General features: G+C 42.4%; 18 protein-coding genes and 2 pseudogenes. 6 read left to right on the top strand and 14 right to left on the bottom strand.

Going from position 1 to position 24,556, the window contains the following annotated elements; genetic code table 11:
• Nucleotides 1-52 precede the first annotated feature (52 nt).
• The 6 genes from AHMF7605_RS09830 to AHMF7605_RS09800 form a co-directional block, all read right to left on the bottom strand.
• Nucleotides 53-1,147, bottom strand: a complete 1,095-nt coding sequence (locus tag AHMF7605_RS09830) for a porin (protein WP_106928780.1) — start codon at nt 1,145-1,147, stop codon at nt 53-55.
• 843 nt (nt 1,148-1,990) lie between these two features.
• Nucleotides 1,991-2,563, bottom strand: a complete 573-nt coding sequence (locus AHMF7605_RS09820) for a K(+)-transporting ATPase subunit C (protein WP_106928775.1) — start codon at nt 2,561-2,563, stop codon at nt 1,991-1,993.
• 286 nt (nt 2,564-2,849) lie between these two features.
• Nucleotides 2,850-4,892 carry a potassium-transporting ATPase subunit KdpB gene (gene kdpB, locus AHMF7605_RS09815; protein ID WP_106928773.1) on the bottom strand — a complete coding sequence of 681 codons (2,043 nt, stop codon included), beginning with the start codon at nt 4,890-4,892 and terminating at the stop codon, nt 2,850-2,852.
• 237 nt (nt 4,893-5,129) lie between these two features.
• The gene (gene kdpA / locus AHMF7605_RS09810; protein ID WP_106928771.1) at nt 5,130-6,845 is read right to left on the bottom strand and encodes a potassium-transporting ATPase subunit KdpA; all 1,716 of its coding nucleotides are present in this window, start codon (nt 6,843-6,845) and stop codon (nt 5,130-5,132) included.
• Between the two features lie 18 nt (nt 6,846-6,863).
• Nucleotides 6,864-6,941, bottom strand: coding sequence for a K(+)-transporting ATPase subunit F (gene kdpF / locus AHMF7605_RS31095; protein WP_106933414.1), 78 nt, complete (start codon nt 6,939-6,941; stop codon nt 6,864-6,866).
• Nucleotides 6,942-7,243: 302 nt separating this feature from the next.
• Nucleotides 7,244-10,990 (bottom strand): nSTAND3 domain-containing NTPase, encoded by a 3,747-nt coding sequence (locus AHMF7605_RS09800; RefSeq protein WP_106928768.1) that lies wholly within the window; start codon nt 10,988-10,990, stop codon nt 7,244-7,246.
• 249 nt (nt 10,991-11,239) lie between these two features.
• Between AHMF7605_RS09800 and AHMF7605_RS09795 the strand changes: the two genes are divergently transcribed.
• Nucleotides 11,240-11,428, top strand: a complete 189-nt coding sequence (locus tag AHMF7605_RS09795) for a hypothetical protein (RefSeq protein ID WP_106928766.1) — start codon at nt 11,240-11,242, stop codon at nt 11,426-11,428.
• An 85-nt stretch (nt 11,429-11,513) separates the two neighbouring features.
• Here AHMF7605_RS09795 and AHMF7605_RS09790 read toward each other — a convergent pair whose 3' ends face one another.
• From AHMF7605_RS09790 to AHMF7605_RS09770, 5 genes are all read right to left on the bottom strand, one after another.
• Complete coding sequence (locus AHMF7605_RS09790; protein ID WP_233218999.1) at nt 11,514-12,893, bottom strand: sigma-54-dependent transcriptional regulator; 1,380 nt, start codon at nt 12,891-12,893, stop codon at nt 11,514-11,516.
• Between the two features lie 456 nt (nt 12,894-13,349).
• Nucleotides 13,350-14,858 carry a TolC family protein gene (locus AHMF7605_RS09785; protein WP_106928762.1) on the bottom strand — a complete coding sequence of 503 codons (1,509 nt, stop codon included), beginning with the start codon at nt 14,856-14,858 and terminating at the stop codon, nt 13,350-13,352.
• Entirely contained in the window at nt 14,848-16,239 is a 1,392-nt protein-coding gene (locus AHMF7605_RS09780) for an HlyD family secretion protein (RefSeq protein ID WP_106928761.1), read from the bottom strand. The genes AHMF7605_RS09785 and AHMF7605_RS09780 overlap by 11 nt, the downstream gene beginning before the upstream one ends.
• 2 nt (nt 16,240-16,241) lie before the next feature.
• Nucleotides 16,242-18,428 carry a peptidase domain-containing ABC transporter gene (locus AHMF7605_RS09775; protein WP_106928759.1) on the bottom strand — a complete coding sequence of 729 codons (2,187 nt, stop codon included), beginning with the start codon at nt 18,426-18,428 and terminating at the stop codon, nt 16,242-16,244.
• 11 nt (nt 18,429-18,439) lie between these two features.
• The gene (locus tag AHMF7605_RS09770; protein ID WP_106928757.1) at nt 18,440-19,126 is read right to left on the bottom strand and encodes a TetR/AcrR family transcriptional regulator; all 687 of its coding nucleotides are present in this window, start codon (nt 19,124-19,126) and stop codon (nt 18,440-18,442) included.
• A 397-nt stretch (nt 19,127-19,523) separates the two neighbouring features.
• On the opposite strand from AHMF7605_RS09770, the gene AHMF7605_RS30935 reads away from it, so the two are divergent.
• From AHMF7605_RS30935 to AHMF7605_RS09755, 5 genes and pseudogenes are all read left to right on the top strand, one after another.
• Nucleotides 19,524-19,640, top strand: coding sequence for a cytochrome ubiquinol oxidase subunit I (locus AHMF7605_RS30935; RefSeq protein WP_233218998.1), 117 nt, complete (start codon nt 19,524-19,526; stop codon nt 19,638-19,640).
• An 18-nt stretch (nt 19,641-19,658) separates the two neighbouring features.
• Nucleotides 19,659-19,967, top strand: a pseudogene (locus AHMF7605_RS30930) (cytochrome ubiquinol oxidase subunit I).
• On the top strand, nt 19,968-20,537 hold the full coding sequence (locus AHMF7605_RS30925; protein WP_317046514.1) for a cytochrome d ubiquinol oxidase subunit II: 570 nt from the start codon (nt 19,968-19,970) through the stop codon (nt 20,535-20,537). It begins immediately after the preceding pseudogene.
• Nucleotides 20,538-21,281: 744 nt separating this feature from the next.
• On the top strand, nt 21,282-21,527 hold the full coding sequence (locus tag AHMF7605_RS09760) for a hypothetical protein (protein ID WP_106928756.1): 246 nt from the start codon (nt 21,282-21,284) through the stop codon (nt 21,525-21,527).
• A 566-nt stretch (nt 21,528-22,093) separates the two neighbouring features.
• Nucleotides 22,094-22,252: pseudogene (locus AHMF7605_RS09755) on the top strand (Hsp20 family protein); the annotation flags it as partial.
• A gap of 256 nt (nt 22,253-22,508) precedes the next feature.
• On the opposite strand, the gene AHMF7605_RS09750 reads toward AHMF7605_RS09755, so the two are convergent.
• Genes AHMF7605_RS09750 through AHMF7605_RS09740 form a run of 3 tightly spaced genes read right to left on the bottom strand, consistent with a single transcriptional unit; the run spans nt 22,509 to nt 24,531 of the window.
• On the bottom strand, nt 22,509-23,282 hold the full coding sequence (locus AHMF7605_RS09750; protein WP_106928752.1) for an ABC transporter permease subunit: 774 nt from the start codon (nt 23,280-23,282) through the stop codon (nt 22,509-22,511).
• Nucleotides 23,279-24,178 carry an ABC transporter ATP-binding protein gene (locus tag AHMF7605_RS09745; protein WP_106928750.1) on the bottom strand — a complete coding sequence of 300 codons (900 nt, stop codon included), beginning with the start codon at nt 24,176-24,178 and terminating at the stop codon, nt 23,279-23,281. The genes AHMF7605_RS09750 and AHMF7605_RS09745 overlap by 4 nt, the downstream gene beginning before the upstream one ends.
• 38 nt (nt 24,179-24,216) lie before the next feature.
• The gene (locus tag AHMF7605_RS09740; RefSeq protein ID WP_106928748.1) at nt 24,217-24,531 is read right to left on the bottom strand and encodes a DUF1330 domain-containing protein; all 315 of its coding nucleotides are present in this window, start codon (nt 24,529-24,531) and stop codon (nt 24,217-24,219) included.
• Nucleotides 24,532-24,556 lie beyond the last annotated feature (25 nt).

Here is a 24,556-nt window from a genome sequence, read left to right as displayed (position 1 = left end):
AGGTTATCGCAGTAATTTAAGTTGAAATAGTTCATAGCTATTTGTTTTTTACTTAAAACGAAATGGCGATAGAAGTAGTAATTGCGCTGGATTTATCTTCGGCTTGGCTGTTGCGCGTAAAAATGGCGTCTTGGCTGTCGAGCACGCGGCCTTCTACCCGCATTAATACGTTACTGGTTGGCGCGTAATCCAGGTTCAGGGAATAACCCATTGTTTTAAATCCGTTGGGGGTACCGCTGCTGATAATAACGCCGTTGGGGTCGTGGTAATACTCGGCGCGCGCGCCTAAACCTACTTGGTCCGTGAAATTGTAATGCACTAATAAAGTGGGGTTAAACCAGGTATTATATTTATCGCGGTTGGTATTATCACTTCCGGTATTTGCTCGCTGCTCGGCCCCGATGTCAAAAATAGCCGCTAGTTTCAATTGGTTGCTTATCTGAAAAGTAGCGTAAAAATCGTGAAAATAGCGCTGTTGTTTCACGCTGTCCGGTTTCTCGTTCCCAATGAAAGTACTCGAATTAAGCAGAATTTTGTCGGTAGGTTTAAACTGAATTTGGGTACCAATGGCTTTGCTGGAGTTCCCTTCCGGTTCCCGGATATTCTGCCAACCGTTTAGTACCAATCCGGTAAATACCCATTGGCGGCCAGCCTCGTAGGTTAACTTGGCCCCGCTTTCGTAGTAAGGCGTATTTTCGGCAGCCAGGCTGCGGGTTAAGGTATAATTATCTTTGGAGATAGCGCTTTCCAGACCAATGTGCGAGGCAAAAATACCGGCATCGAGCCACAGCTTGGGCGCTAACCGCATCCCCGCATTCGCCTCGAAAATATTTTTTAATACATCCTGCTCGGCGGCTAAGTTATACTGGGCGTACGTACCGGCCATTATCGCCAGGTTACCGCGTACTCGATCGGAAGTATATGCGGCTTTTAGAAAAGCCAGGTTCACGTTAAATTCGTTGTGGCGGTTGTGGTTGTACAAAAAGCCCGGCCGTTCGTGCGATTGCGGTTTATTAAAATCATACGCGTAATACACATCGGCAAATCCGCTGAAGGTTACTTTATCAGGAGCAGTACTTACGGTATCTGTTTGCGCGTAGGTAAGTTGGGAAGTAATTATAAATAGAAAGATATAAATAGATTTCATGTGGTAATCTTATATATAATCAGGTGGATTTAGCACCGGAAGTTTTAAATTTTTATTTAACTGCACTTCTTGGAACAGGCGCTTTTAACTAAAAGCAAGTTAGCTTTTATTACTCTTACCAGCAGGTTTTTGACGCCGATACCCTTTGCCAGGTGGCGGTGCTAGCTGGTTTCTACTGGCTGAGTTTGCCTCCGGCCGGCGGGCCCCGTCGGGACACTCGGGCGGGCTGCTTTTCCTTTCCTCGCTCCGCGGCGGAATGCCTAACGGTACCGGAAAACCAGCAGGCCCTTGTTGCCCCGATTAGCGTCTTTTCTTCTAATTACTGCTTTTATGGGTTTTTAGGCATTTATTTAGAGAATCCAATATGCAATTTTGTATCAAGTTGAAGCAAATAAGACATATTTACCAGTTAGTATTAGAATCCGGTAGCCAAGAATAAACGACACCAGTTTGGCGGTGGAGGGCCTTCTAAGGTTCTGGTTCTGCGCAGCAGAATTCCGAGGCACGAGGAAAGGAAGCTTAGACCAGGACTCCTCCCCTTTTTTCAAGGGGAGGTGCCGTAGGCGGAGGGGTGAGCCAAACGAGGTCTGCCGGCCAGGAGGCAAACTGGTTACGGTTCAAGCCAGATAGCACCGCCACCTGGAGACGGGTACCGGCTCCAAAGATAAACCGTCGTCTTATATTTCATCCTAGTAAGAACTTAGAAGAGGCAATTGACATTTATCTAATTTTCGCCAAATAAACGTTCTTACTTATATATCATCCCCCTACCCCCTTCAAAGGGGGACATTTTGATACTTCCGCGAAAGTACTGTTTATAATAGGCAACCCGCATCTACCTTCTTACTTACCGGCACTCAACTCATCCAGGGCAATATTCAACTTTAAAACATTGATTTTTTCCGGACCCAGAAAACCCAACAGCGGTGCTTGCGTGTGTTGTTTTACTAATGCCGCTACTTTTTCCTTGGGCAAGTTACGGGCAGTGGCCACGCGGTTAATTTGCACGGTAGCGGCTGCTACGGATAAATCCGGGTCTAAGCCGCTGCCCGAAGCGGTTACCAATTCACTGGGTACTTCGGCGCGTTTTACGGTGGGGTTTTGCAGCAAAAAGGTGTCCACGCGGGCTTTTACCACTGCTAAATAATCGGGGTTGGAAGGGCCTTTATTCGAACCGGCCGAACCCGCGGCATTATAATCGACCGCGCTCGGGCGGCCTTGGAAATACTGCGGTTGAGTAAAAGCCTGGCCAATGTTTTCGTATCCCACTACCCGGCTATTATGGCTTAACTTAACCCCATCGCCTTGCCCGGGGGCCAGCTTGCCAATACCGGCTACCACCAGGGGATAAATCACACTGCAAATAAGCAGCAGCACGAAGGTTAATTTTAAAGAAGGCATTAAATAAGTTTTCATTTTACTATATTTTTAAATTTTTTTAGCAGAAGCCAGGATGTAGTTTGGGCATCCTCCCCCCACCCCCTCCGAAGGGGGACTTTTTTAATTAATTTTACTTTACTCTATCGCGAGCGTCCACGCTCGTGAGGATTATCGTCCGGCCTCTGGCCGGTGGGAAACTAACTGGTATATTTCTGAATGAAGGTTTATCGGTTCGCCCGGCCAGAGGCCTACCGGATAGTAGACACGAGCGTGGACGCTCGCGCCAGTTTTAACCAGCTATAATCCTGAAAATTTAAAATTTTTAAATAAACAAGGACACTACCATATCAATTACTTTAATACCGATGAACGGGATGATAACGCCGCCGAAACCGTAATAAAGCAAGTTTCGGCGCAGCAAGGCACTGGCCCCAATGGGTTTGTATTCTACGCCTTTTAAGGCCAGCGGAATTAGAAACGGGATAATAATCGCGTTGAAAATAACCGCCGATAAGATAGCACTCTCGGGGCTGCTGAGGCGCATGATGTTTAAACCTTGCAAAGCCGGAATGGCCGCGATAAACAAAGCCGGGACAATGGCGAAATACTTGGCGACGTCGTTGGCAATGGAAAAAGTAGTGAGGGTACCGCGGGTCATGAGTAATTGCTTGCCGATTTCTACGATTTCGATAAGTTTGGTGGGGTCGTTGTCTAAATCTACCATGTTGCCGGCTTCTTTGGCGGCCTGGGTACCGGAGTTCATGGCTACGCCTACGTCGGCCTGGGCTAAGGCGGGCGCATCGTTGGTGCCGTCGCCCATCATGGCGACCAGTTTGCCCTGGGCTTGTTCGGCTTTAATGTAGTTCATTTTATCTTCCGGCTTGGCTTCGGCAATAAAATCGTCGACGCCGGCTTTTTCGGCGATAAATTTGGCGGTTAAAGGGTTGTCGCCAGTTACCATTACGGTTTTAACGCCCATCTTGCGCAAACGCTCGAACCGTTCCGAAATACCCGTTTTTATAATATCCTGCAACTCAATAACACCCAACACGTTTTCATTTTCACTTACGACCAGCGGCGTGCCGCCATTACTGGAGATGTCTTTTACCTTCACCGCGATATCTTCCGGAAACGGGTTACCAGCTTTTTCGGTGAGGGTTCGAATGGCATCGTAGGCGCCTTTGCGGATGCGGGTACCGTCCGGGAGGTCTACGCCGCTGCTACGGGTTTCGGCGGTGAACTTTACAAAAGCCGAATCCGGTAATTTTATCCCGTTTATCGGGCTCCCGTTCCGTGAGTTAGCCAGTTCCACAATGGATTTACCTTCCGGGGTATTGTCCGATAACGAACTTAAATAACTGGTCCGGATAAAATGTGTTTCGTCGATTAAATGGCGGGCGTAAAAGCTGGTGGCTTTGCGGTTACCAATGGTAATCGTTCCGGTTTTATCCAGCAGCAATACATCAATATCGCCGGCCGTTTCTACGGCTTTCCCGGATTTGGTAATCACGTTCGCCCGCAAAGCGCGGTCCATGCCCGCAATACCAATTGCCGATAACAAGCCCCCGATGGTAGTGGGAATTAAACACACAAACAAAGAAATCAGCGCGGCAATGGTAATGGGCGTGTTGGCGTAATCGGCAAAGGGTTTTAAGGTAACGCACACAATCACGAACACCAAGGTAAAACCGGCCAGCAGAATGGTCAAGGCAATTTCGTTGGGCGTTTTCTGGCGGCTGGCGCCTTCTACCAAGGCAATCATTTTATCCAGAAAGCTTTCCCCGGGTTCGGTAGTGACAATAACTTTTATTTTATCCGACAATACTTTAGTACCACCCGTTACGCTGGATTTATCGCCGACCGCTTCCCGGATAACCGGGGCACTTTCGCCGGTAATGGCGCTTTCGTCGATGGTCGCTAAACCCTCCACAATTTCCCCGTCCGTGGGAATGAGTTCGCCGGCTTTTACCAGAAACACGTCGCCTTTTTTTAACTGCGACGAAGAAATGGTTTTTTGCGAACCATCCGGTAGTACTACCAGGGCAGGCGTTTCTTCGCGGGTTTTGCGTAGGCTGTTGGCCTGGGCTTTGCCGCGGGCTTCGGCAATGGCTTCGGCGAAATTGGCGAACAGCAAGGTTAAAAATAAAACCAGGAAGATGGTACAATTATACCCAAAACTGCCTTGGGTTTTATCCGGCAAGATAAGCGTACTTCCACTGACCAACAACATGATAAAGGTGCCGATTTCGACGGTAAACATGACCGGGTTGCGGAACATGCTCTTGGGATTCAGTTTCACGAAAGCTTGCTGGAGCGCTTCGCCCACCAGGTCTTTCTGAAATAAGGAGGTATTTTTAGAAGTCATTTTTATTGATATTATTTATTCGTATTGATCTTGTTGAGAGTAGCACTGCTCCATTCTGGGTAATTTACCTCGACAATGGCGCGAGGCTCCAGCCTCGTGACTGACTATCGTCCGGCCTCTGGCCGGTGGAAAATTAACTTACATCCTCCTGGCTAAGGTTGATCGGTTCGCCCGGCCAGAGGCCTCCCAAATTTTAGACACGAGCGAAGACGCTCGCGCCATGATTTAGATTATAGATTAATAAAGCGTAAAATATTCCGCGATAGGCCCGATTACCAAAGCGGGGAAAAACGCCAGGGCGGCAATAATCATAATAACCGCGAAGGTCATGATGCCGAAGGTACTCGTATCGGTGCGGAGCGTACCGGCGCTTTCCGGAATGTATTTTTTATTCGCCAGCAAACCCGCGATGGCCACGGGGCCAATAATGGGTAAGTAACGGCCCAGGATTAAAAGAAAACCGGTGGTTACGTTCCAGAAAATGTTGTTATCGCCCAAACCTTCGAAACCCGAACCGTTGTTGGCGGCCGACGAAGTGTTCTCGTACAGCATTTCGGAGAAACCGTGAAAACCGGGGTTGTTTAACCAGTTAGCCGGTTTCACGGCCCAGGCTACTTCCGGGTAGTTTACAAAGGTCCAGGACGATAAAGCGGTGCCGACCAGAATCAGGAAGGGATGCAGCAAGGCTACCAGCACGGCAATTTTCATTTCGCGGGCTTCTACTTTATGACCCAGAAACTCCGGCGTGCGGCCCACCATTAAACCCGAAATAAACACCGCAATAATGATGTAGATGTAAAAATTTAAAATTCCGGCCCCGCAGCCGCCGTAAAAGGCGTTGGTCATCATGGCCAAAAGTTGCATGAGTCCGGACAAGGGCATAAAGCTGTCGTGCATGCTGTTGACCGAGCCCGTAGAAATAACCGTGGTAACAATGCTCCAATACGCCGAAGCGGTAGCGCCAAATCGAATCTCTTTGCCTTCCATGCTGCCCAGTTGCTGCGCGATGCCCAGCTGGCGAATAGCCGGATTACCGCTGGTTTCCGCAATAATGGTCGGGATTAATAACAGCAGGAAGCCAGCCGTCATGACGCCGTAAATGACCCAGGCCAGTTTTTTGCGGTTCAGGTAAAAACCCAGGGCAAAGATTAAAGCCAAGGGAATAAGTACCTGCGCCACCATTTCGACCATGTTGGTGAGGTAGTTGGGGTTTTCTAACGGGTGCGCGGAGTTGGCGCCAAACCAACCGCCGCCGTTGGTACCCAGGTGCTTAATGGCAATCATGCCGGCGGCCGGACCGCGGGAAACTTGTACGCTGTCGCCTTGCAGAGTAGTTAAGCTATCTTTGCCGGCAAAGCTGGCGGGTGTTCCGTTGAAAACCAAAATTACCGCCATTATGAAGCAAAGCGGCAGCAGAATACGGGTGGTAGATTTCAGCAGAATATCGAAAAAGTTGCCCAGGTTTTGGGTGGTTTTCTCGCGTAAGGCATTAAACACCACGATTAAGGCCGCAATACCGGTAGCCGCCGACGTAAATTGCAGAAACGTAATCACGCCTAACTGCGAGAAATACGTGAGCCCGCTTTCGCCGGAATAGTGCTGCAAATTACAATTCACCAAAAAGCTAATGGCGGTGTTAAAAGCTAAATCGGCGGTTTGCGAAGGATTACCGTCGGGGTTGAGGGGCAAGTTGCCTTGCGTTACCAGGACGACCATCGCGTACCCGAACCAGAGCATGTTGATAGTGAGCAAAGCTACCAGGTGTTGTTTCCAATTCATTTCGCGGCGGGCATCCACGCCGGAAAAGCGCAGAATACCCCGTTCGAGCGGGGCTAAAAAGTCCAGGAAAGTTTTTTCGCCTTTAAAAACGCGGGCGATGTATTTGCCGAAAGGTATGGCCAGTAACAAAGTGAGGCCGTAGGTGATTATTACGCTGAGTAATTCAGTTGTCATGGGAATATGCGTTGCGGATTAAAATTTTTCGGGCCGGAGTAAAACGTAAACCAGGTACCCGAACACGGCCAAAGCCAGAAAGAAGAGGAGGATCATCATGTGGGTGAGGTGTTTAAATAGTTTCGAAGTAATCCACCGTTTTAAAAAACAACCAGAAGAAGATTAAACCGGTGAGCAGTAAAAGAGGCGTTAAGAGAAAATCCATTGTTTTTATTTGGTATGGTATGCGTCCTCTTTGCCAATTGGTATGCCAGTGAATGAAATTGACTTAGAATATTGATTTAACTAACTGTAAATCAATTATTAGTAAGCATTTTTATACTATTTGGTTAGATGGGGAGAAAAAGAAAACCCTTCCGTTTTGGAAGGGTTTTGTCGTTTTGAGAGGGTGTAAATACTTAATCCCTATCATCTAAGAATTTGTTTTTACGTTCCCAATTGGCGCTTTTCTTTTCTGCATCAATCAATTCTTGTACATATCTTTTTAAAGGAATAGCTTTTATACCTAAAGAAGACTTTTCGATAAGATTTAAAATTCTAATCCATTCAGCAGCATGAATATCTGCAATAATTATATCACCATTATACACTCCTCCATTACCAATCCATGATATTTTTTTAAAATTCTCTAAATTCTGATTTGTAGAAATATATTTTTGAAAAGCGGTATCGAAAAGTTCTTTCCTTGAATGTCTTAACACGTCAAATATAATCTTCATTTTACGTCTGTAATTATTATATTTTTCTATAAAATGGAGAATATAAAAATCTGCTTTGGACTTATCTTCTTCCGATAAGTTTTGAAAAAATGCATTAGCAAAATTTTCTCCAAATCCAACATATGGGTCTTTCTTACAAATAATGCCTATTGCTTCATCAAGCAAATTTGAATAGTCAGATAATTGCCAAATTATATGCAACGATTTATATTCTGATGTTTTAACATGAACTTGGTCTTTAAAAATAAATTCTAAATAATCTTTAAGAAAAGTATTGTCTTTGTTTAAAATTAGTAATAATTCTTCACCTTTATAATCAAAAAGGTTATTAATTAAATCTTGCTGGAGATAAGCTTTTTTCAAAAGATTAATATTTTGAGTATAATTTACAGCAAATTCAAAGAAGTTGCGTCCTAACTTAATTTTGAAATTTTCATTTTCATTTTTATTTAAAATAATATTTAAAATATTGTCAAAAAGATTATTTCTTAATTTAAAAAACTTATCAAAAGCTGCTATACGTATATATTGATTAGGACCAATGTTATTGATTGCATCCTCTAAATCGGAAATATATTCTTCATTAACTTCCTCTTCTGGTAAACAGGACAAGAAATTGATTATACAAGAATTTATAGCCTCGTTTACAGGAATAGCTTTAATAAAATGCCAAAATTTTTCCTTTAAAATGCTTGAGGTTGCAATTGATAAAATAGTTTGAGATAGTTGATAATTTCTTAATCTATCATGCGTAAGAATATAGTACAAAATGTATTGTCCTATACTTGTATTTTGTTTGATATTTTCATCTATAATTAAATCTAATGATTGATTAAAATCTGAGTGTCGAAGTTCTTCCCAATCTTCAATTTGTAAGAATGATTGAACGAATGAATCAAATTGTTCTCTTGTACTGAACAAGAAGTAATTCCGAATTTCTTCTTCTTTTAAGCGTTCATATTCTTCATAATCATTAAGCTCATAATCATCTTTATCTCTGAATCTATTTCTATCAATCTTTGTAAACATTTGATATGCAGGATTGTTAAACTGATGCAATAAATTAATGTAATGACTATTATTTATTCCATTTCTCTTAAGCCATCTTGCATACTCTTGTACAAGAAAACAATGCTTAAATGATTCTGAAGAAAAATGTTTGGAAATAATGATCAGAAAATATTCTAAATCATAAACCATTATAGATTCTATTACATCTGGGCTTCTTTGTGAGTAGTTATAAACAACTTTAAAACACTCATTTGGATAATAAGGAAATAGATAGTCTAGTGTTTGCCAAATCTTAGTGCGTATTGCTTGTATAGAAGAAGTTAATGGCAGGGGATAACGGCCAATATAAATTGTGTTTCCCCTACCGTTCCTTGTGTAATTAAATTGGTATCTTAAAAAATTTTGAGAAATAGCTATAAAAGCGTGAACATATAATTCATCTTCCTGATTAATTTTCCCAATAATAAAATCGAATAAGTTTTGCTGCCTAATAAAACTAAAGTCTTCATCCTCAATATCAAATGCAAAATATCCATCTATATTTTTTATAAGTTCAGGCAAATGTTTTGGTTTTCTTCTTACATATTCAAAGCTTAATTCTACAGCCTCCTGCAAGTGGTTTGGAACTGAGTAAAACCGACTCAATAATTCTAAATAACTATTTTTATTACTTGTAAAATCATTGGTTTTATATTGAGTGTTATACTCTATTATTGGCAGAACATCTAATGGGTTTATTGCCACAAGAACAAACTCCAAAGATTCGTTAAGTAAATAAGCCCAAAAGATATGCAAAAACTTAAAAGCTTTGTCTTCGTCTGATTGAATAGTATTCCAATAGATTTTTAATGGAGAACGTATTTTGTCAATTACATTGCGGTAACCAAATGTATTATTTGCAGGAATTACAGTATCTCGAAATCTTCCTATATTTGTTTCAAAATAGCTGATTAATAAATCCTGGAAGGATAATAAAGCATCTTTAATAAAAACCTTATAAAAGAAATAAGTAGCTAAGTTCTGCTCAGAAATTTTAACATGCTCAAATTGAATTTCAATTAATTCTAATTGCTCTAATTTATCAATAGAATCAATAAACGAGTTTTTATCAAGTTTAAATTTCCGGAGCAAACTATCTAATACTTTATCATCATCATAGGGCAAGGTATTGAAAAAAGCAATTAAACCTAACACCTTCAAAACTTCAGATTTAGCGAAATACTTATTATCTTTTATAAAAGAAGAAAAGTATTGATCAAATAAGTCTGAAACATCTTGAAGTGCATAAATATTATTCTTTTCAAGAGCTAGTTTCGCGGTCATTATAGCTAATCGAGGATTTCCATCAGCTATTCTTAATATTTCCTTTTGATACCTAGAGTTTGTGATATCAAAAGGTTTGTTTTTTATTATATCAGTAAGTTGTTCATCAGTAAATCCACTAATCGAAATTACATGTGGAAAGTTATCAAATGGAAAATCTTTAAGCTGGTTTAAAGCATAATCTCTTACAGTTAAAACAACCTTTAATTTACCATTTTCTAATCCTTTAGTGAATCCTACAATTTGAGCAAGTCTATCATAACGGTTAGCATCGTCTATAAAAACAATATTTTTACTATTAGGCTCGAAATATTGAGTTAAATCCTCAAAAATATCATAATTTTTATCTAAGACGGCATAAGCATTATAATCTAAATTTGTTTTTAAAAAACTATTAATTCCTTCTAAGGCGAGCTTAGATTTACCAACTCCAGGAGATCCCGTTAAAATTACTAAATCATTTCTTTCAAATGAATCAATTACTGCCTTAAGTTCAGTTTCACGATGAACAAATTTGTTATCAAGAGGTGTAGCTAAGCTTTGTCCTTTATTATTATAATTATGAATAAATTTTTCTAGAGACACTAACTGACCTGTATCTAAAGAAAGATTTAAATATTCCTTAGCTAAATGTCTGTACCTTAAATGAATTTGGGTAGCTAATTCATTTAAGGTAACTAAAGTCAGTTTATAAACACCTGCATCCTTGACTAACTTATTTAAAATTTCTACTTCATTGGTCTTTAGTTTTGAATTAAAGCATAATACAATCTCTTGAATATACTTATTTAGGATTCCTGTTTTTTCTTCATTTAAGCACTTCTTTATATCATCAATAAGCTTTTTTAAAAGTTGTCCTTTTCTAGTATTTCCAACCGTTGTAACTTCTACAAATAAATATCTACCATTAGGTAGTACAAAGAAAGAATCTGGCGTACCTTTTACTGTCTTTTGTTTACCGGTTTGGCTACCTGAACGAATAAAAGCTTTGTATGATGAATTCCTTAAGGCTAGGTAGCAATCACAAAGCTCTTGGAAAACTACTTCATTAATATCTTTAAGTCTGTTTTCAATTTGCTGAAGCCTTGCCATTTATTTAAATAATTTGTAATTCAATTTAATAATTATAACTTAAATTAAAATATTTATTGACCTCTTAAAAAGACCATTAAACAAAAAGTATTTAATAAGAATACTTCAAAGCTTAAGTCTTCATTTAAATATCCTGTCATTATGCGTAGAGCACTTCGTTAACTCTACGCACAACAACTTTCACGGGAATAGAGCAGCTTTACGCCTGATTTGTGTAGATTTCATTCAGCAACTAATCAAAAATTACCTATGCGGGATATCGAACTAGTTTCTACCACGCGATTAATGAAGGAAATACCGGAAGATGAGGATTTTTATTATTGGCTTTCGCGACCAGTAGTAGAACGTTTACAAGCGGTGACTTTAATTGTGAGCCAATCACTAACCCCAGGCCAACGCTTAGATAAAACAGCTGTTTCGAGAAGAAAATTAAAATAATTGCATTAAGAAGCTGATACCTTAGCTAATAGAACCCCGCTAAGCCTCAAAAGATCTATTTATCTCTCAAGCAACCGCTCCTGAGTTATAAGTTATATTCCTGAATTTTCCGGTAAAGCGTGGTCAGGCCAATGTGTAGGAGGCGGGCGGTTTCGGTTTTATTGCCCTTGGTTTGCTGGAGTATTTTAGCAATATGGCTTCGCTCGATGGTGCTCAAAGCGGTTTCACTTGCCTCGGCGGCAGGAAGGAGGACCAATTGCTGAAACTCGGAGGGCAACAAATCCGCGGTTAAAGTATCAGTGTCGGCCAGAATAACGGCGCGTTCGATGATATTTTTTAATTCCCGGATGTTCCCCTGCCAGGGATATTCCTGTAGTTTTTGCAGAAAGGCCGCATCCATTTGGGTTATCCGGCGGGTAATTTTTGCCGCGTACCGGCGCATAAAAAAATCGGCAATCACCGGGATATCGGTTTTGCGGGCGCGCAGCGGGGGGACCAAAATTTTAAAAGTTGACAAGCGGTAATATAAATCCAGGCGAAAATGGCCGGCTTCGGCTTCTTGTTGCAAATTCCGGTTAGTAGCGGCTAGCAGGCGCACGTTTACCTGCACCGGTTTGGTGTCGCCGAGTTTAATAAAATTTTGCGTTTCCAGCACCCGCAAGAACTTGGCTTGCAACTCTACGGGTAGTTCTCCAATTTCGTCCAGAAACAAGGTGCCGCCGGTCGCTTCTTCGAACAAGCCTTTTTTATCGCTCACGGCTCCCGAGAAAGCGCCTTTGCGGTAGCCAAATATTTCGGATTCGAGTAAATCTTTCGGGAAAGCGCTGCAATTAACGGCGACAAACGGCTTGTGGCGGCGGCTACTACCCCCGTGAATGGCTTGGGCAAATAACTCTTTGCCCGACCCGGTTTCGCCTTCCAGCAATACCGTAGAATCGGTAGGAGCCACCCGGGCGGCTAAATCCTTGGCTTGTTTTATGGCAGCAGAGGTGCCCAAAATAGTATCAAAACTATATTGACGGCTTACCTGCTTTTCCAGTTCCTGCACGCGTTGCTGCAAAACCGCTTTTTCCATGGCCCGGCTCACGAGCGGAATAATTTTATCGTTGTCGTCGCCTTTCGTCAGGTAATCAAAGGCACCGTTTTTCATGGCGGTTACGCCGTCGGTAATGGTGCCATAAGCCGTAAGGACGATGATTTCTACGGTAGGATAGAGGGCTTTTATTTTGGCAGTGAGTTCAATGCCATTGCTGTCGGGTAGTTTTACATCGCTGAGTACTAATTGAATAGCTTCTTTTTCGAGTAAACGCAAGCCGGCTTTGCCCGTAGGCGCTTCAAAAACCTGATAACCTTCCAGGCTAATAATGCGGGCCAGCAAACCGCGCAGCTTCTCTTCGTCATCAATGATTAAAATATTCCCGTTGGTCATAATTGTTTCCTCTGCTTTATTAAGAAGGTGGTACATTTTACTTTATAGGTCATGCGTCATCAAAAAGCTAACTTTCAACTGTTTACTTAAATAAGCCTTATACTAAGTTTTGTACTTCTACTTACTATGCCAAATCGCTTAAATACGTTGTTATAATGGCTGCGGATTAAACTTAATAGGTTTGGAGAACAGGATTGTCCAAGACGTGCTTTTGTGGCGGTTAAATAGTTAATTCCATCTCTTTCTCCCGTCCTCCTGAAAGGATCTAATCAGTAGAAAAGAAGTACCCGTGAGCCGTTAAACTGGTTATTACCTACTAAAACCCAGCAATGATGGGCTGGGGATAGCTCCGGTTGTTACACCAAACCGATTAGATCCTTTCAGGATGACTAAAGGAGGGGGGAGCGAGAAAGAGGTTGTTATTTTAAGCCTGGAGTTTTGGATAATCCTGTTTTTAACACTTACTAATTTGCTTCCCTAGAGTACAGAATTTTATAAATTACTTAGATTACCCGCCGACCAGTAGAGCATCGCCTGGCTTTTGGTGTATTTCGTTTTTAGCTCCCACAATTTTAAACGTTGGTTGATCAGGTTCATTTCCCGGGTATTTACTAAAAATAAAGAACTTTCCCCGTTTTCAAACCGGGTTTGTTCGCCGTGGCGTAAAATCTCGGCCTGCGCAATTAGCATTTCTTGGGTTTTTATTTGAGAGGATAGCATCTGTAGTTCGTTGTAGGTGGTTTGCAGGGCAGTAGATATGTCGCGTTGGGTTTGAATGAGAGCCAAGTTGGTTTCGGTAAGTTTGAACCGGGTGAGCTGCCATTTGCCGCGTTCGGCGCGGAGCAGCAAAGGATAATGGAAACTCAGGCCCAATTTGTAGTTATTTAACAGATAGCTAGCCCCCAAATTTTCGAAGGGTAAACCAAAGTTTTGCCGCAAGAAATTATATTCCAGGTTGAGTTTCGGCTTAAATTTATCGGCCGCTAATTTTCGGTCTATTTGCAACTGTTTATACTTTGCCTCTAGTTTTCTTAGTTCGGGGTGGCTTTCCTGGGCCACCCGTAAAAGTTGCTGCAAGGTATCCGCCGGAATCAGATTTAGGTCGGCTTCGTTGAATGTGGGAACCGCGCCAGAAACTAACTCTATCGGTGTTTGGTCCGGGGTCCAGAGGTAGTTGGAAACGAGTAGGCGGCTGTTCTGGAATTCCGTGAAAGATTGCTCCAAGAGTTGCTGGCGGTTAATTAAGTCGAGCCGGGCTTCCACGGTATCAATGGCGGCTAAATCGCCGTACCGGGCCCGCTCGGTTACGCCGCGGTAGCGCACCTGCGATAAGTCGAAGGCGGTTTGGTATAATTGCCAGCGTTGGTAAGCCAATACCCAGTCCCAGTAATCTTTCGCTGCCTCTAAAAGCAACTTGTTTATGTTTTTAATTTTATCGGCTTCGGCGGCGTGGGTGAGGAGTTGCGCTTGCCGCAGCGTAGCCCGCCGTTGATCGATGAGCCAACCCTGGCCAAGGGGCAGCGAAATACCGGCGTAAGTTAAGCCCGCCGCCGGGGTTTTTTCTTCGGGGTTCACGTTTATTCCCTGGTTTTGTTCAAAGCCGGCTTTTAAATCGGCGCCAAACCACAGGGGTATTTTAACGAGGCTATTCCAATTTTCGTAATACAACTGGTTTTTAAAAGTTTTGCGGTCGTAATAACTACTAGCTTGCGGATCGAAGTTGCCCCGGGCCATGCGTAGCTCCTGTTGCGCCTGCGCGGGCAGCAAAGCGGCCTGGCGAGCTACCGGGTGGTGCGCTTTTATCTGGTCGTAAAAGGCCGCTAAGGTTACTACTTTCAGCGAATCAGCTTTGCCCGTAGCAGTTATACAAATAAAAATAAACACCAGCCCCGTCAATAAGGAACGTCGATCCATTTTATTCATAAAGGCTCGCCGGGGTTTCAAAAAGTTTACCAGTGAAAAAACCAATTGAGCGCGCTGGATAAAATAGTTATTCATCATGGCTGTTATCGGTTATAGTAGTTGCTTTTTTCTTATCTTTGAGGGAAATGGCAGCATCCTTTTCTTTCGCCGGATAATCCGCCGGAAAACCATTTAATTGGCGCCATAATTCATACCAAATGGGCACATCTTTTAGTAAGGCCCAACCATACACCCCGGAGCCAATGCGCAACGCTTCGGGCCACGGTTGGGATGAAGGATCCGGTACTACCAGGATGCGGTAATTACCATTAGTCGCGACGTTATCAATTACGGCGATTTTTCCGCCGAAAGTGCCAAAACTGGTATTAGGCCAACCCGAAAAAACCAAAGCCGGCCAGCCGTCAAATTGCAAACGAATGGGTTGACCTTTGCGGAGCAGCGGAAAGTCCATAGGCTTAACAAATAACTCCACGGCGAGCTGCGCTTGGCGCGGTAAGATAGTAGCAATGGCTTCTCCTTCTTTAATGGTTTCGCCAATACCTTCTTTCATGGCTTTTACCACGAAACCATTTTGCGGGGCCGTTAAGTGGTAAAAAGCCGAGCGGATTTTAGTATTGGCGTATTCGTTTTTTATTTTGGCCAGTTCTCCGTCGGTAGTATAAGCGTAACTGCGGGTAGCGCTTAATTCGGATGCAGCCTTCGCTATTTTTTCGCCGTATTCCGCCGTTAAAGAGTTTAATTCAAGGCGGGCATTTTGCAGCTCGTTGCGGGTGCTGGCCACTTTATTCTCGTAGCCTTGTAGTTTTGCCCGCACTTCCTGAAATTTTAAACGACGGCTTTCTAATTCCGTCAGCGATTTAAGGCCTTGTTTATACAAGGCTTCCTGGCGTTCTAATTGTACCTGGGCAATCTTATAATCGGTTTGGGCCGCTACGAATTCGGCGCTGTCGCTTTGCAGTTTAAATTTTACCTGGTTTACTTTGTTGCGGGCTTTGTTCAAACTAAAGGTTAAGCCGCTTTTAAGATTAACAATCTGATTTTCCAGGGCTCTTGCTTTTTGCTGCGTGGCCTGTAAGCTCAGTCTTTTAGCTTCTGTTTGTTCGCGGAGACGTTGTAAAAGCTGCGGATCGAAATATTTATCTTTTACTTCCGAAATGCTGATCAATGTATCGCCTTTTTGTACCAGTTGCCCTTCTTGCACGTGCCATTTTTCAATCCGGCCCGATATAACGCTCTGCAAGGTTTGAGGCCGCCCGGCCGGATTTAAGGCGGTAAGAGTACCGTTCGACCGGATATTTTGGGTCCAGGGAAGAAAAAGCGCCAGGCAGAGTAGCAAAAATATACCACCGCACCAATACGCCAAAGTACGACCGGTTGGGGCTGTTTTCAATAAATCGGCGGTAGTGTAATGCGGTTGGGTTACGGGCGCGTATTTTTTATTTTTAACAGCAGGTGCCATAGTTATACAGTTGTTTCAGTTAAAACGGGTAAGGGTAAATGAGCCTGAATAGCGGCGTAGGTGCCCTGGTGGGTAATGGTTCCTTCCTGCATCAGCAGCACCCGGTCGCAGAACTGCATTATTTTCTTATCGTGCGAAATAATAATGAAGGTGCAGTTTAAGCGTTGGTGTAGAGCCTGTAACATGGGTAATTTCTCGGACCGGTTAATGGCTAATAAATTGTTGTCCAGGATAACAAGTTTTGGTTTGCGTACCAGGCAACGAGCCAGCATAATTTTAGAAACAATGCTGCGCGGCAATTGCCATTCGGTGCCGGTTAAAACGGTGTGTAAGCCTTTGGATAGATTTTGGACGTAAGCTGTAAGCTGACAAATTTCCAAAGCATCGAGTACTTCTTGGGCGCTAATGCCGCTTTCTCCGCAAGTAATATTCTGGAGCAAGGTGCCTTCAAAAATCTGGTCGGAGGCAATTACAGTCGCCAGCTGGCTCCGTAAATTTACTGCGTCTAAATCGCGGAAAGATAAGTTGTTATACGCCAGCCGTCCTTCGTAGCCAGGGGCCAGCCCTAATAAAATTTGCGCTAAAGTAAACTTTCCGGCATCGCTAATACCCGTTAAGGCAATTTTTTCGGAGGCCTTAATTTTAAAATGAATGTCGTGCAGTTGAATTTGCGCTTCGGAAGGACTATGGTAAGCCAATTGAGCGGCTTGGATGCTTAAACCGGGGCCGGTTCCGGTATCCGTTATTTTCAAACCTTGCGCTTCTTCTAAAGGTAATTCGGTTACGGCGGTTATTTTCTTCAGACCGGTTAATACATCGTACACCACATCCAGTTTTAAAATTATTTTTTCCACCGAGTTCATAATCAGAATAATGATAATTTCGGACGCGACAAACTGCCCGATATTTATTTGCTGCTGCAATACCAGGTAACAACCTAAAATGAGTAAACCCGCCGTAATTAGAGATTTGAAGAAAATAAAGCTCCAATACTGCGTCATGAGGACGCTAAAGTGCTGCCGGCGGGCTAAAATGTATTGACTGGTAACGTAATCGGTTTTTTGCATGCCCAGGTTCGAGTAACCCGCCAGTTTAAAGGTATAGAGCGCCCGGGCCATACTTTCGAGCCAGCTAACCAACTGGTATTTGTATTTTGATTCGACTAAACTGGTTTGAATGCCCTTGCTACCAGTCGCATAAATAATAAGGGTAAGGGTAGCCGCCAGGAAAATGCCAAAGAAGATAAACGAGGAATGGTATAAGGATAGCAGCAATAACCCAAATACTATTTGCAGAATGGCCGCATTAAATTCGAGTAAAATTTTGGCGATTCCTTTTTGTAAAGTAAGGGTTTCGAAAAAGCGGTTCATCAATTCGACGGGCTGCTGGTCTTGTAAACTTTCGAGCTGCAGCCGGGGTATCCGGTAAGCAAAATCAAAGGATAAGCGACTAAAGAGGCGTTGTTGTAAATGCTCCACCAGCCACACCTGCATTAATTGTAAGCCCCCTACGGCCAAAATCCCGACTACAATAAAGCCAATCAGCACGACAATGGAGGTAGACATCTGGCCGCCCGAAACAAAACCAATAATACTTTGGATGCCCAGCGGTAGCGATAAACTTATAATACCGGCAATAGCGGCGTAGACATAAATATACCCGATCTGCGTTTTTTCCACGGCCAAAAAGTCGAATAGCCGACCTAAATGGGAGGGCTTTTTACCTTCTTTCGACGCGATAGATTCGGTCGGCTGGTGCACCAGGCTGGTTAACAGGTACGTTTGATTTTCGGTTTGATCAGGTATCTGGTAACAGCTATTCATTATTTCTTCTACCGATGCCAGTACTAATTTTTGGGGTTTAGGCCCGGTAAAACGGTAAACCTCGTATTGTTTCTCCCGCCGCTGAATAACAACGGGTACCACCTGATCTTCTATAAACTGGCAAACCACTACCGGCGTTTTACTGCGGGCCAGAATGACCGGCAGTTCAGTGAAGGTAGGCTCCGAGAGGACATAAAATAATTTTTGTTTACTACCCGCTTCTTGTAAATAAGCTAAAAACGAAGGTACAGTAATGCCCTTATCTGCCGCAGAAAGTAAAGGCTCTTCTGCCAGATGGGGAGCCGCCGTTAGGCCATGTAATTGGCGGATTAATTGGTTTATAGCCGGTAAAAGATTCAGATTCATCTTTTAAAAATTTAAATTTTATAATTGGTAATGGCGGCAAAAACTAATTGCTCCAGAAAATCAGCTACTTTGCCGGTAACATTTTCCCCTGACTTAATATCGGTGAGCGAAGGCAAATGCTGGACAAAATAGGTTTGTTGGTGCGTAGCCTCCATTACCGTACTAATAAGCGCATGCGGATACGGATACCCCGGGGCTAATTCTAAAAGAATAGCGGCAATTTTTTTGCACAAGGTTTTGTATTCCCGGAACAGTTGGTCTTTGTTATCTGCGTCGACTCCCTTGGTTAGGTAAGCTTTGGCGGCATCGGCAATTACAATCCGGTGCAGGGCGGCCTCATCCATGTAAGAAGTTTGTAAATTATTTAAGGAAGCTTCCGCCAAAATCCGGATGATGATGCGCAGGCGCTGCGCGGCATCGCTAATGTTATTCGTTTGAAAAGTAATTTGGTAATCGAGCCAGACCCAATACCACGAAACCAGGTAAACCAGCAACTTGTGCTTATTTTCAAAATACCGGTACACCGAGGCTTCTGTAGAACTAATTTCGTGGGCTAGTTTCTTAAACGTAAATTCTTCAAAGCCCAATTGGTCAATGAGCCGAATGCTCTCGCTTACAATCTTTTGGCCCAAGATGGTTTCTTCGGGGTTCCGGAGATAGGATTTATGATTTAAATTAATTTTAACGGTAGCATTCATTCCTCTTTTTTCTTATGTTTTTAATTCTACTTTTATGTATAGTATAATTACTTTGCAAATTTATAGCTTTTATATTATTTATGATAGTAAAACTATCATAAATAAAAAATTGTTTTATTTTTCTCAAAAAATTTACCGGTAGTTTTATGGGAGAAGAAATAATTGATTTCTTTTACCTGGCTGTTTGCTGAAGTGGATACCTTTTTTCCGGCAAGTCGAGGCGTTAACTTTATTTCAAGCGCTCTTACCTATTAGCTGGTAGATGAAGACTCGGGGATAAAGAAATTGGGAAAGTATTTAGCTCTCCTTTCTACTTCATCATTTCTAATTTTTAATTGGCCAAGCATTAGCTTAATTGTTAAGCCTTTATCTTTTATTCACCCTTGCTATTATTCGCATGGACAATTTAGTAGCTGCCCGTTTGCAAATGGCCGTTTCGTTAGGCTGGCATATTGTGTTCGCTTGTATTGGCATGACCATGCCGGTTTTAATGGCTTACAGCGAATGGAAATAATTAAAAACCAAAAAACAGGTGTACCTGGATGTCGCCAAAGTCTGGTCAAAAGGAGTAGCCATCTTTTTCGCGGTGGGAGCTGTTTCCGGTACTGTTTTGCCGTTTGAGTTGGGTTTACTTTTCCCGGAGTTTATGCGACATGCCGGACCAATTATCGGGATGCCTTTTTTTTGGTAAGAAACGGCTTATTTTGTGGAAGCCATTGCCTTGGGTATTTTTTTGTACGGCTGGGGCAAGTTGCATCCTTGGACGCATTGGTGGTACGGGGTGGTAGTAGGTATTGCCGGGGTTTTATCCGGCATTTTTGTGGTATCGGCCAATGCCTGAATGAACAGTCCGGCCGGTTTTACCTGGGAGAACGGCCAAGCTTGGAATATTGATCCGGTAGCGGCAATTGTTATTCTGTTTACCGGGTTTCCGCGGGTGTATGCTACGATTAGTTTAGCTTTGCCCATTCCGCTCCTAATTGTGCTGGTGGGCATTGTTTTACGCGGTTCTTCTTTTCCTTTCCGGCATTATGGTATTACCCACGACCGAACCCATGCCTATTACACTTTATTTTTCAAAATTTCGAGTTTTGTAACCCCTTTTTTTTTAGGAATTACCTTGGGCGCCATGATTTTGGGAGAAATTAGGGTAACTACTACCGGCAGTTTTTATCAGCAATTTATCCGGCCTTGGTGCAACGTTTTTTGTTTAGCAGTGGGTTTATTTTCTACTGCTCTTTTTGGCTATATAGCGGCCGTATTTTTAATTGGCGAGGCAAATTATCCCATTGAACAACAACGGTATAGCCGCTTATCAAAAATATTATTGTTTCTGACTTTTGCCTTAGGAATATTGGTTTTCGTAGCGGCTGAATGGTCTAATCATCCTTTATTCCATCAAAATTTTTAATTTCCCGGTAAGTATTGCAGTGTTCAGCGGAGTAATTTTGTTAATACCCGCCATTCTTTACTTGTTTAATCACCCCAATATTTTTTAATTACGGACCGCTATCAGCGTACAAGTTGCTTTAATTATACTGGGTTGGTTTGCTATTCAATTTCCGGTTTTAGTTTACGAAAAAAACAACCACCATCTTACATTTTATAACACTCAAGCACCTTCCGCTACGCTCTTTCAGCTACTAAATGCTTTGTTTGTTGGTTTATTATTGGTACTGCCCGCTTTTTATTTTTTGTTTAAAGTATTGAAGCAGAGCAATCAGCCACCGCTTAATTCCTGAATTTGTGCGTTTACTTTTTGTTTTATGTTGAGCACATTCGCGAAGCAGGCTAAATAAATTCTAAGCCGATTGTGAATGCGCTTAAAAGAAGCGGAAACGAATCAAAAAATGACGGTTTTGCCTTATAATAACGCGGATTTTTGAATTTTGCCTTATTTGTGGCGGCGTTAAACTAAAAACAAAAAATTTCAACTTTTATTTCTTTTTGCCTTAATATGAGCTACTCACCAGTCGGATTACTCCTCTTCTAATCATCAAAATCTAGTTTTATTTTAAGACCTTTATGCCATTGCTAACGCTACATTAAGGTGATGGTATGTTATCAACTTTTTGAAATGATTATTATTATTTGATTAAAAATAAATAACTTAGCCCGCTCAATTTATTATAAACTTATTTATTAAAATTACCTAATGGCAAAAGAACCAAATATTACCGAAATTATGCAGACGCTCCAAGATGCACAGCAAAACAAGGAGCTCTTAGGCGCTTTAACTACCAGCCTGGAACGCTATGTAGAACAGCAAAAGAAAGGTTTAGAAGAATTAGAAACCTTAGTTACCAAAGCCAAAGAAGGAAAACTTACCGTTAAAAAACGGGGTGGATACCGGGGTAGAAAAAAGAAAGATAATTCTGGTTCTGGCAGCGAAGGTCAATAAAATATGTAGTTAGGTTTGTTGTAGAAGTACACCTAATTGGGTGTACTTTTTTTATTAATTAATCTTCTATTTCCTTCTTTGAAGAAAATAGATTTAATTCGTTTTAGCTTTTCCGGAAGTACTCGTTTGCTAAAGATCCGGTGGTAGATAAGCGTTAGACTACTAATTTTTCTAAGGATTACAGGCATTCTTTTCCCAGCTTTTATTCCGTTTGATGTTTTTTATCCGGGTTGCCGCAAACAGGAAGGAATCGCCAGATAGTTTTCAGGTGGAAGTAGCCGCTCCAGTTTTGCGGAAAGAAGATTTTTAATTAGTCCTGGAAAAAAATATTTTAACTGTTTCAGCACAAACAGAAAGCCGGAACACTTTTGAATTCAATCAACAAAATCAGGTTGTTGCGCAAGGGTTCCACTGCTGCTGCTTCATCAGAAAATCAAACTACCGGACAAACAAATACCAGCGAGGCAGAATCTAACCAAATTGCCGGGCTATCTCCGCCCTCTTAGAGGCAGTTTACGGCGGTGCAAAGTGCGGCGCAAAATCAACCGTAGCGGTACACCCGACAGGAATTTAGTTATACTTCTTTTCAATGTTCTTTCGCTTTGCCCGAAGGTACCGAACCCGAACAAATATCGGCCAATTACCAGGATGGTGTTCATTTGATAACAGTATCTAAGCGGCAACAAACGCCGGTAAATACGCAACGTTCCAGCAATATTTCTTAATCAAAAAATTTAAAAATAAAGTAACGGAAAGCCACTGTTCGCGTGGGTTTTTAACTTTCTGCTGCAAGATAAAGTACATCTAGTGCTTCGCTCTTTTAATTTATAGAATAAATCTTAGTGATAAAGTAAGCCGTAAAGGTATTCTGGCCTTATTTATAATGCGTAATTTCTAATTTTTAATTTAGCCAAGCACTAGTTTTTTTATACCAGCCATTTACTGGAGGTAAAAAGGAGCTTAAATTTCTCAGGATTTATTTTATAAATCGCGGTATTTTAAAATAAGATAAGCTAGAATAGAAAATACCCCTATGTAGCCAATAGCCGGAAGCAAAGCAGCGGTAGGAGTAAGCGCCAGTGCGGGTCCGGTGAGGGACTCCAGTATATCGCGGCCGGGCATCGGGGTCAGGCTCGAAAGCACTTTCATGGGAAAATACTGGTCTACTTCGTCGGGGAAACGGGAATGAATAATAGGTTCTATAATTTTAGCGTACACCAAAAAAGCAATAATGGCTAATCCGTTTTTACGAATCAGGAAAGCAAACAACATGGCCAAGCTCATATAACCTACGGCTTGCACAAAGTAAAAAATTAAATGCCGGAGATCCTGAACAACTTGGCTGCCCGGCGTAACTGGCGAATAAGAAAGACCAAAGAATAATCCTAAACCCAATAATACGCAAGTGCCGAAAGCCGCCATTACTAAAATAACCAGCAGCTTGGCCAAAACAATATCGCGCTTAAACCAGCCATCAATAACCTGTTGCCGCAGCGTCCGGAAACTGTATTCGTCGGTAATGATGATGATAATAAGAATGCCTAATAAGAGATTAAAATAGCTGGCAATATAAGCGAGTTTTAACCAAATATCGGGGAAACTATACAATTTAGGTCCCGCCGCCTGACCATTCAGCTCAATTTTACTGCCCAGATACACAAACAGGAATAACAACCCGGTAAATAAGAGCAAGATGGTCCAGAAAGTACGATAAGGAAATAATTTGCGTAATTCAGTTATTAGCAGACGACTCATCCGTTACGATTATTAGTAAGTTGTAAAAACTGCGTTTCCAAGCTTTTCTTTTTTATGGTTAATTGGCTCAAAACTAATCCGTTCTCGAAAAAGGCTTTATTTAAATCCGCGCTGGTAAAACCCGGTTGCAGAGCTAAAATAAGCTGTTCCCGGTCGGTTTTAATAAGGGTAACCGGTAGTTTTTGCAATAAGGCTTGTACTTTTTGTTCGTCGCCGGCCACCTGAATAATTACCTGGTCATCTTTTGCCAGAATACTCGCTACCGGCCCCGCCGCTCTTAGTTCCCCGGTTTGTAATACGGCTACGTGGGTGCATACTTTTTCCACTTCGTCGAGCAAATGGCTGGCAATAAGTATGGTTTTACCCTGTCGGGCAATGCTTAAAATTAATTCCCGTACTTCGGCGATACCCTGCGGGTCCAGGCCGTTGGTAGGTTCATCGAGCACTAATACTTCGGGATTGTTTAATAGGGCAGAAGCCAGCGCTAAACGTTGTTTCATGCCGAGCGAAAATCCTTTAAAAGCGGAATTTTTCCGGTTAAGCAGTCCTACCATTTCTAAAATCGGCTCAATAGCTTGGTGCGGGACTCCTTTTACGTCGGCTGCCACCTGCAAATTCTGGTAAGCCGATAAGTACGGGTAAAAATTAGGTGTTTCTAGGATAGCGCCAATGCGGCGTTTGGTTTGGTGGCTAAGCGGCTCACCAAACCACTGGAAAGTGCCGGAACTAGCGTGCAATACATCCAATACAATACCCAACGTGGTAGTTTTGCCGCTGCCATTTGGACCCAGTAAACCGTACACACTGCCTGCTTCTACGTTAAAGCTGACCTGGTTCAAGGCTTGCACCGAACCGTACCTTTTAGATAAATTATTTATTTGCAGAATGGGAACCAAGGAATAAGGATTAAGGAATAAATTTTTTAGCTTTCATATTATACTTCCGGGCTGGGCAACAGCAAAACTTTCCGGACAGACTTTTGAAACAAAGGAAAAAGAGCGAGCCGTTCTTTATCCTGGCGGAAATTTTCGAAATCCTGCGCAGAAGAAAAAGAAATTAGATGAATTTCGTAAGGATACTCGGCTGAAGGCTGCACAAAATTAGTAATTTCCGGCCGGATACGGTAAATCAACTCGCCCTTATACTTGGCCAGCATGGGTAATACCTGGTCTTCGTACTCCAGAAAAGTTGCTTCCTCACCTTCGTGAAGATACAAGAACAAAGTAAGGTATAATTTAGAATCTGCCATTTCGTGGAAAAATTTAAATTAAGAC

This window comes from Adhaeribacter arboris (assembly GCF_003023845.1).
In the GTDB taxonomy this organism is placed as follows: Bacteria; Bacteroidota; Bacteroidia; order Cytophagales; family Hymenobacteraceae; genus Adhaeribacter; species Adhaeribacter arboris.
The sequence above is the reverse complement of the archived record's forward strand: the minus strand, read 5'-3'. Positions and strand labels throughout refer to the sequence as shown.